This is a genomic window from Comamonas sp. B-9, from assembly GCF_000410635.1.
In the GTDB taxonomy this organism is placed as follows: Bacteria; Pseudomonadota; Gammaproteobacteria; order Burkholderiales; family Burkholderiaceae_C; genus Comamonas.
Genome location: NZ_KE148681.1, coordinates 15,930 through 24,291, shown reverse-complemented (window position 1 = coordinate 24,291; position 8,362 = coordinate 15,930). Strand labels below are relative to the sequence as shown.

At 64.7% G+C, this 8,362-nt stretch carries 6 protein-coding genes and 1 pseudogene; 5 read left to right on the top strand and 2 right to left on the bottom strand.

The features are described from left to right. Window positions 1-625, bottom strand: a pseudogene (locus H928_RS29925) (branched-chain amino acid ABC transporter permease); the annotation flags it as partial. A gap of 111 nt (window positions 626-736) precedes the next feature. Next, window positions 737-1,951: an ABC transporter substrate-binding protein gene (locus H928_RS0125500; RefSeq protein ID WP_043342054.1), complete on the bottom strand. Its 1,215-nt coding sequence runs from the start codon at window positions 1,949-1,951 to the stop codon at window positions 737-739. A gap of 321 nt (window positions 1,952-2,272) precedes the next feature. On the opposite strand from H928_RS0125500, the gene H928_RS0125495 reads away from it, so the two are divergent. From H928_RS0125495 to H928_RS33950, 5 genes are all read left to right on the top strand, one after another. Continuing rightward, window positions 2,273-3,703 carry an FAD-binding oxidoreductase gene (locus tag H928_RS0125495; protein ID WP_021029044.1) on the top strand — a complete coding sequence of 477 codons (1,431 nt, stop codon included), beginning with the start codon at window positions 2,273-2,275 and terminating at the stop codon, window positions 3,701-3,703. Between the two features lie 50 nt (window positions 3,704-3,753). Continuing rightward, entirely contained in the window at window positions 3,754-4,830 is a 1,077-nt protein-coding gene (locus H928_RS0125490) for an ABC transporter substrate-binding protein (protein ID WP_021029043.1), read from the top strand. Between the two features lie 148 nt (window positions 4,831-4,978). Further along, window positions 4,979-6,073 carry an ABC transporter ATP-binding protein gene (locus H928_RS0125485; protein ID WP_027011416.1) on the top strand — a complete coding sequence of 365 codons (1,095 nt, stop codon included), beginning with the start codon at window positions 4,979-4,981 and terminating at the stop codon, window positions 6,071-6,073. After that, entirely contained in the window at window positions 6,070-7,833 is a 1,764-nt protein-coding gene (locus H928_RS0125480; protein ID WP_021029041.1) for an ABC transporter permease subunit, read from the top strand. The genes H928_RS0125485 and H928_RS0125480 overlap by 4 nt, the downstream gene beginning before the upstream one ends. 6 nt (window positions 7,834-7,839) lie before the next feature. Then, on the top strand, window positions 7,840-8,362 hold a 523-nt coding region (locus tag H928_RS33950), incomplete at its 3' end, for a dihydrodipicolinate synthase family protein (protein WP_043342052.1).

The following is an 8,362-nucleotide window of genomic DNA, read 5'->3' as shown; positions in this document are numbered from 1 at the left end:
CGGCCAGCGCGGCGCCCAGCGCAAACACCGCCGTGAACAGCCAGGCCTGGCGCACGCCCAAAGCGCCCACCATTTCGCGGTCCTGCGTGGCCGCGCGCACCAGCATGCCAAAGCGGCTGCGGTGCAGCAGCAGCCAGGTGGCGCCCAGCACCAGCGGGCCGACCGCGATCAAAAACAGGTCATAGGTTGGAAAGGCGCGGCCCAGAATATCAACCGCGCCGCCCAGCCCCGGCGCGCGCGGGCCCAGCAGCTCATCGGGCCCGCACAGCCACAGCACCGCATCCTTGATCACCAGCACCAGCGCAAAGGTGGCGAGCAGCTGAAACAGCTCGGGCGCCTTGTAGACGCGGCGCAGCAGCAGCACCTCGACCACGCCGCCCAGCAGCCCAACGGCGATGGCCGACAGCGGCAGCGACAGCCAAAAACCCCAGCCGCCCCCAAGGGGCGCCATGGCCTCGGCCAGCGCATAGGCCGCGTACAGCCCCACCATGTAGAAGGAGCCGTGCGCAAAGTTGACGATGCGGCAGACGCCAAAAATCAGCGACAGCCCGGCGGCCACCAGGAACAGCGACGAGGCGCCGGCCAGGCCATTGAGCAGTTGCACCAGCAGACCGGAAAAACTCATGCGCCTCCCTGCGCTTGTCGCCATGCCTGGCCGCTCTGGCGCCCCAGCCATCGGGGCATGCGCGCCCACCGACCTGCGGCGCTTGCGGGGGCCAGGCAGCGTTCCATCAGCTTACTGCGGACGCATCTTGCGCACTTCGTCATCGCTGGGCAGGTAGTCCTTGCCATCGCGGTAGACATAGTCCACCAGCTCGCCCTTGCCGCCCACGTTCTTGAGCTTGCCCACATAGGCGCCCATGGTCGACTGGTGGTCCTGCGCGCGCCAGGTGATCGGGCCAAAGGGCGACACGACCTGCAGGCCTTCAAAGGCCTTGATCAGCGCCTCGGTGTCGGTGCTGCCAGCCTTCTTGATGCCCTCGGCCAGCGACTTGATGCCGGCATAGCCAACGACCGAGCCCTGGCGCGGGTAGTCCTTGTACTTGGCCTGGTAGGCGTCAAAGAAGGCCTTGTGCTCGGGCGTCTTCAGGCTGTGCACCGGGTAGCCGGTGACGACCCAGCCATTGGGCGTTTCGGCCTTCAAGGTGTCGAGGTACTCGGGCTCGCCGCTCAGCACGCTGACGACCTCGCGGTCCTTGAACAGGCCACGCGTATTGCCCTCGCGCACAAACTTGGTCAGGTCGGTGGCAAACAGCACGTTGAAGATCGCATCGGGCTTGGCATCGGCCAGCGCCTGCACGACGCTGCCGGCATCGACCTTGCCCAGCACGGTGGCCTGCTCGGTGACAAACTCCACATCGGGCTGCGCCGCCTTCATCTGCGCCTTGAAGGTGGCGACCGACGACTGGCCGTACTCGTAGTTGGGGTAGACCAGGGCCCAGCGCTTTTTCTTGAGCTTGAGCGCCTCTTCGACCAGCATCGACACCTGCATATAGGTCGAAGGGCGCAGGCGGAAGGTGTAGGCATTGCCGTTGCTCCAGACCATCTTGTCCGTCAGCGGCTCGGTGGCCAGGTAGAAGAACTTGCGTTGCTTGGCAAAGTCGGTCAGCGCCATGCCGGTGTTCGACAGAAAGCCGCCGGCCAGCACATCGACCTTTTCGCGCGCGATCAGCTCCTCAGCCACGCGCACGGTATCGCCCGGGTTGGCATTGTCGTCGCGCGTGATCAGCTCGAGCTTCTTGCCGTTCACGCCGCCCGCGCGGTTGACCTCGTCCACCGCCAGCTCCATGCCGCGCTTGTAGGGCTCCAAAAACGCGGGCTGGTTCTTGTAGCTGTTGATCTCACCGATCTTGATGACACCGGCCGCCTGGGCAGCCGAGGCCCCCAGGCCAGCGAGCAGCAGCGCACTGGCCGTGCGGGACAACAGAGGGGTGCGGGCAGAAATACGCATGCAAAAGTCTCCAGGTGAGACCGGCCCCACAGCGGAGGCAGGCGCTGACAGTCAGGCCGCTATTGTGACGGCTTCCGCGCGCTGTGAACGCCCGGGACTGCAAAGGGCTGCCCGCATGCGGATCTGGACGCGGCTGCCGGTGCGGATGCCGATCAGGTTTTGACCGCTTGGTGCGATGGGTTTTGCTGCCTGCGGCGCCCTAGCCAGATCTTTTGACTAATTGCCATTCGATCACATGTATTCGTATTTCATCTAATACTAATCTTATTAAGAATTAGCCATCATCGGTTCCTCTCTCCCAGACTTTGGACCCGTGGGCATATGGCATTGATTCAGACCTTCATCGCGTTGCTTGGTGATAGCGCAGTTCTCCGCAGCCAGCAGGACCTGGCCGGCCATGTGACCGACTGGCGCGGGCGCTACCAGGGCCAGGCCCAGTGCGTTGTGTTTCCGTCGACGACAGCGCAGGTGGCGGAGGTGGTCCGGCTCTGCCATGCAGCGCAGGTGCCGGTGGTGGCCCAGGGCGGCAATACCAGCCTCTGCGAAGGCGCGATTCCGCGTGCCGATCTGCCCGAGACGGTGGTGATCAACCTGGGCCGCATGCGCCAGGTGCGCGCGGTCGATCCGGCCAACAACTCGATGGTGGTCGATGCCGGCTGCGTGCTGCAGACCGTGCAGGAGACCGCCCGCAGCCATGGGCGGCTCTACCCGGTGAGCCTGGGCGCCGAAGGCTCCTGCCAGATCGGCGGCAATATCGCGACCAATGCCGGCGGCACGGGGGTGCTGCGCTATGGCAATACCCGCGAGAACGTGCTGGGCCTCGAAGTGGTGCTGCCCGATGGCCGCATCTGGGAAGGGCTCTACGGCCTGCGCAAGAACAACACCGGCTTTGATCTCAAGCATTTGTTCATTGGCTCCGAAGGCACGCTGGGCATCATCACCGGCGCCACGCTCAAGCTCCACCCGCTGCCCACGGCGCGGGCGATGGCCTGGCTGGCGGTGGAGTCGCCCCAGGCGGCGATCGACATGCTGGCCCGTTTCCAGAGCCGCTGCAGCGCCTCGCTGTCGGCCTTTGAGATGCTCAACGATGTGCAGCTGAACATTGTGCTGAACCATGTGGCCGACCGGCGCGCGCCGCTCAGCCCCAGCTACCCCTGGCATGTGCTGGTGGAGCTGACCGACACCTGCGACGAGGCGCTGCTGTCCGCTGCGCTCGAAGAGACGCTGTCGGCTGCTGCCGAAGAGGGCCTGCTGCTGGATGCGGCCATCGCCACCAACGGCAAGCAACAGGCCGACTGGTGGGAGGTGCGCCACAGCGTCTCCGAAGGCAACAAGAAGGCCGGCATCGGCATCAACACCGACCCGGCCGTGCCGCTGTCGGCCATCCCGGCCTTCATCAGCCAGGCAACGGCTGCGGCGCACGGCATTGTGCCGGGCGCGCCCATCATCATCGTGGCCCACCTGGGCGACGGCAATGTGCACTTCATCCCGCAGCTGCAGTTTGCGCAGTGGCAGGCGCTCTCGCCCGCTGAGCAGGACCAGCTCTCGCACCGCGTCAAGCAGGCCGTCAACGAAGTGGCCTGCGCGCTGGCAGGCACCTTCAGCGCCGAGCATGGCATCGGCCAGGTGCTGACCGACGAGATGGCGCTGTTCAAGCCCGCCGTCGAGCTCGATCTGATGCAGGCCATCAAGCGCGCCATCGATCCGCAGCAGCGCTTCAACCCCGGGCGCCTGCTGCCGCCCGCCCCCTGATCCCACCCCTCCCTTGACTTCCCCTGCCTCTTCCTTCGAAAGGACACTTTATGACTGAGATCACTACCTCCCGTCGCACCGCACTGAAGGCGGCCGTGGCTGGCGCAGGCCTGATTGCTGCACCTGCCGTACTGCGTTATGCCCGTGCCACGTCCAAGCGTATCGTGGTGCGTGATGACGGCGGCATCTACACCAAGGCCTATGGCGCGGTGTACTACAAGCCTTTCACGCAGAAGACCGGCATCGAAGTGGTGGGGGTACAGGCAACGGCCGAGCCTGTGGCGCAGATCCGCAGCATGGTCGAGACCAAGAACTACACCTGGGACATGGCCAAGATCAGCCAGCCCGCCATTCTGCTGCTGACCGAAGGCGGCAAGGTGCTGCTGGAAAAGCACGGCCTGGAAAACGACCCCTTCGTCAAGACCATCCCGGCGCAGTACATGTCGCCCTACGGCGTGGGCACCAATGTCTACAGCACCGTGCTGGCCTACCGCGAAGAGGCCTTCAAGGGCCGCGCCGCGCCCAAGTCCTGGGCCGATTTCTGGAACGTCAAGGACTTCCCCGGCCGCCGTGGCATCCGCAAGCACCCGTTTGACACGCTGGAGCAGGCCGCGATGGCCTCGGGCGTCTCTGCTGCGCAGCTGTACCCGCTGGATCTGGACCGCGCCTTCAAGGCCCTCGATGAGATCAAGCCCAAGATCGATGTCTGGTGGAACTCCGGCGCCCAGGTCGAGCAGATGCTCAAGTCCGGCGAAGTCGACATGATCGCCACCTGGGTGTCGCGCCCGCAATCGGCCAATGCCGATGGCGCCAAGATCGGCATCGTCTGGAACCAGAACATCTGGGGCGTGGACAGCTGGTCCATCCTGGCGGGCACGCCCAATGCCGACGCCTGCCGCGAGTTCATCAAGTTCGCGTCCGAGCCCCAGCGCATGGCCTCGCTGACCCAGTACTTTGCCGCCGGCGTCACCCAGCCAGAAGCCTTCAAGTTCATCAAGCCCGAGCTGGCCAAGGAATCGCCCACCTATCCCGACAACATCAAGAACGGCGTGCAGATCGATGCCAAGTACTGGGTGGCCAACCAGGCTGCGGTGATCGAGAAGTTCAACGGCTGGGTGCTCAAGTAAGCGCTACCCGCCAGCGATGACGAAGCCTGCAGCGGCACGCCGCTGCAGGCATGTGGGAGTCTCTGCAAAGCTCCCTGCCCCGGGCGAGGGTTTTGCAGAGCCTCCGTTGGTTCATTCGTTGCACCCCGGTGCAATGGAGAAGATTGAAATGAAGAATATAAAACTGTCGATTGCGGGCCTGACCAAGCGCTACGGCTCCTTTGTCGCGCTGCACCCCACCAACCTGGAAGTGCCCGAAGGCGAGTTCCTGACCTTGCTGGGCCCTTCGGGCTCGGGCAAGACCACCTTGCTGAGCATGATCGCCGGCCTGTCCGTGCCCGATGGCGGCCAGCTGCTGATCAATGGCAAGGATGTGACCTATGGCGCGCCCTATGAGCGCGACATCGGCATGGTGTTCCAGAACTATGCGCTGTTCCCGCACATGACGATTGCCGAGAACATCGCCTTTCCGCTGAAGATGCGCAAGCTGGACCGCGCCACCGCGATGAAGCGCGCCATGGAGGCGCTGGAGCTGGTGCACCTGCCCCATGTGGCGCAGCGCTTTCCCAAAGAATTGTCGGGTGGCCAGCAGCAGCGCATTGCGCTGGCGCGCTGCCTGGTCTACAAGCCCTCGATCGTGCTGATGGATGAGCCCCTGGGCGCGCTGGACAAGAAGCTGCGCGAACACATGCAGCTGGAGATCAAGCGCATCCACCGCGAAGCCGGCACCACCATCGTCTATGTGACCCACGACCAGGAAGAGGCGATGACCATGTCGGACCGCATCTGCCTGATGAACGGCGGCCGCATCGAGCAGCTGGGCTCGCCCGCAGACCTGTACTTCCGCCCGCGCACGCCGTTTGTGGCCGATTTTCTGGGTGAGAGCAATCTGTTCAAGGGCACGGTGGTGTCCAGCCAGGGCGGCCAGGCCCGCGTGGCCTTGAACGGCACCAACACCGAGTTGCTGGCCTCGGCCGACCAGCCGCTCTCCACCGGCGCCAAGGTCTGCGTGATGGTGCGCCCGCAGAACATGGCCGCCGCCGCTGCGGCCCAGGGCGCCAGCGAGCGCTTCAGCGGCCAGCTGCTCGATACGATGATCACCGGCAGCCTCACCAAGCTCTACCTGAAGGCGCCAGCGCTTAGCAGCGAGCCGGTGGTGCTGTCCTTCCCGACCTCCATCGCCAAGCATGACCACGCGCTGGGCAGCACCTTGGACTTTGGCTGGTCCAGCAGCGACGCCGTGGCCGTCCCGGAGCCCGCATGAACAGCGCCGCCACCCCCCGTGCCGCCTGGGTGAGGCCGCTGATGATGGCCGCACCGCTGGTCATGCTGTTTCTGGTGCTGCTGGTCTACCCGGTGGGCCAGTTGCTGCTGCTGAGCATCTACAGCGATGGCAGCTTCAAGTGGAACAACTACAGCCAGCTGTTCAGTTCCTCGGTGTATCTGGACACCATGTGGATCACCTTGAAGATCTCGCTGGTCACGGCGCTCTTGTCCATCGTCGGCGGCTACCCGATTGCCTACCTGGTCTCGTCGCTGCAAAAGGACAAGAAAAGCCGCTGGGTGTTCTGGATTCTGCTGTCGTTTTGGACCAGCTTTCTGGTGCGCGCCTTTGCCTGGATCGTCGTGCTGGGCCGCAATGGCCTGGCCAACCAGCTGCTGCTGGCGCTGGGCCTGCAGGATGCGCCCTCGAACATGCTCTACAGCTTTGGCGCCGTGCTCGTGGGCATGGTCCATGCGCTGATGCCGCTGGCCGTGCTGACCATGCTCTCGGTGATGGAGAACATCGACCGCAACCTGCCGCGCGCCGCGCTCACCTTGGGTGCGCGCCCGGGCACGGCGTTCTGGCGCGTCTACTTTCCGCTGTCCATGCCCGGCGTGGCTGCGGGCGCCATCATGGTCTTTGTCACCGCCGTGGGCTTTTTCATCGTGCCCCAGCTGCTGGGCGGCCGCAAGGAGACCATGATCACCCAGCTGATCATCGAGCAGGTGATGCAGGTGATGAACTGGGGCTTTGCCGGCGCCATCTCGGTGCTGCTGCTGGTCGTCGTGCTGATCGTGTTTGCGATCTATGACAAGGTGCTGGGTCTGTCGACGATGACGGGCGCACAGTCGGACAAGAGCAACCACAGCAGCGGTTTCATGCGCCAGCTGTCCGAGATGGTGCTGGGCTTGCTCGGCAGCATCAGCGACCGGCTGATTGCGCTGGTGCCGCGCTCGCGCAAACGCGATCTGCAGCAAGGGGATTCCTTCGTGCTGCGCGCCAGTGTGGTGGCCCTGCTGGTGTTCCTGAGCGTGCCTGCACTGCTGATGATCCCGATCTCGTTTGCCGACAAGTCGGGCCTGAACTGGCCGCCCCAGGGCTTTACCCTGCAGCACTACCAGGACATGCTGGCCTCGCCGCTGTGGATCAACGCCACGGTGCGCAGCTTTGTCGTGGGCTTCTTTGCCGCGCTGGCGGCCATGGCCGTGGGCACGCCGGTGGCCTTCTTGCTGGTGCGCGGCCAGATGCGCGGCAAGGCCTTGCTGCTGGCCTTTGTGCTGTCGCCGCTGATCATCCCGCGCATGATCATTGCCGTGGGCATGTTCTATTTCTTCTCCAAGGTGGGCCTGGTGGGCACCTCGCTGGGCCTGGTGCTGGGGCATACCGTCATCGCCATCCCCTATGTGGTGATGACCATGATGGCCGTGCTGCGCAACTACGACACGCGCCTGGACATGGCCGCCCAGAGCCTGGGCGCGCGCCCCTGGCAGACCTTGCGCTACGTGACCTTCCCGATCATTGCCGCCGGCCTGACCTCGTCCTTCCTGTTTGCCTTTGCCACCTCGTTTGACGAGCTGACCATCTCGCTGTTTGCCTCCGGGGGCCTGAGCTCCACCCTGCCCAAGCAGTTCTGGGATGAAGTGACCCTGCAGATCTCGCCGGTGATTGCCGCCGTCTCGACCTGCCTGTTCGCCTTCATTGGCATTTTGATCACCTGTGCGGACTGGCTGCGTCGCCGCTCCGCCGCTTCTTTGAATTGATGAACCATGACTACACGTATCACCTCTGAGCAACTCCGCGGCATCTTTCCGGCACTGGCCACGCCCGTGACCGCTGACGGCCAGATCGACACCCAGGCCGTGCGCGCGCTGCTCGACCACCTGCAAGGCAGCGGCATCAGCGGCACCGTGCCACTGGGCGGCACGGGCGAATACGGCGCGCTGTCGCGTACCGAGCGAGCCCGCATGGTGGCCACGGTGCGCGAGCACCAGGCCGCCGACCTGCCGGTGCTGGCCGGCGTGCTCGACCCCGGCTACCACGACGCCATTGCCTCCGGCCAGGCGCTGGCCGATGCCGGCGCGGATGCGCTGATGCTGCTGACGCCCTACTACACCACGCCATCGCAGCAAGGCATCCGCGACTACTTCATGCGCTATGCCGATGCGTCGCCGCTGCCGGTGGTGATCTACGAGATCCCTTACCGCACCCGCATCTCGATTGCGCCCGAAGTGCTGCATGAACTGTCGCGCCACGAAAACATCATCGGCATGAAGGCCTGCAACACCGACA

Bases quoted from the DNA above. Each gene is read 5' to 3' on its own strand.
- H928_RS0125480 (WP_021029041.1), top strand. From the start codon at position 6,070: ATGAACAGCGCCGCCACCCCCCGTGCCGCCTGGGTGAGGCCGCTGATG.
- H928_RS0125485 (WP_027011416.1), top strand. From the start codon at position 4,979: ATGAAGAATATAAAACTGTCGATTGCGGGCCTGACCAAGCGCTACGGC.
- H928_RS0125500 (WP_043342054.1), bottom strand. From the start codon at position 1,951: ATGCGTATTTCTGCCCGCACCCCTCTGTTGTCCCGCACGGCCAGTGCG.
- H928_RS0125490 (WP_021029043.1), top strand. From the start codon at position 3,754: ATGACTGAGATCACTACCTCCCGTCGCACCGCACTGAAGGCGGCCGTG.
- H928_RS0125495 (WP_021029044.1), top strand. From the start codon at position 2,273: ATGGCATTGATTCAGACCTTCATCGCGTTGCTTGGTGATAGCGCAGTT.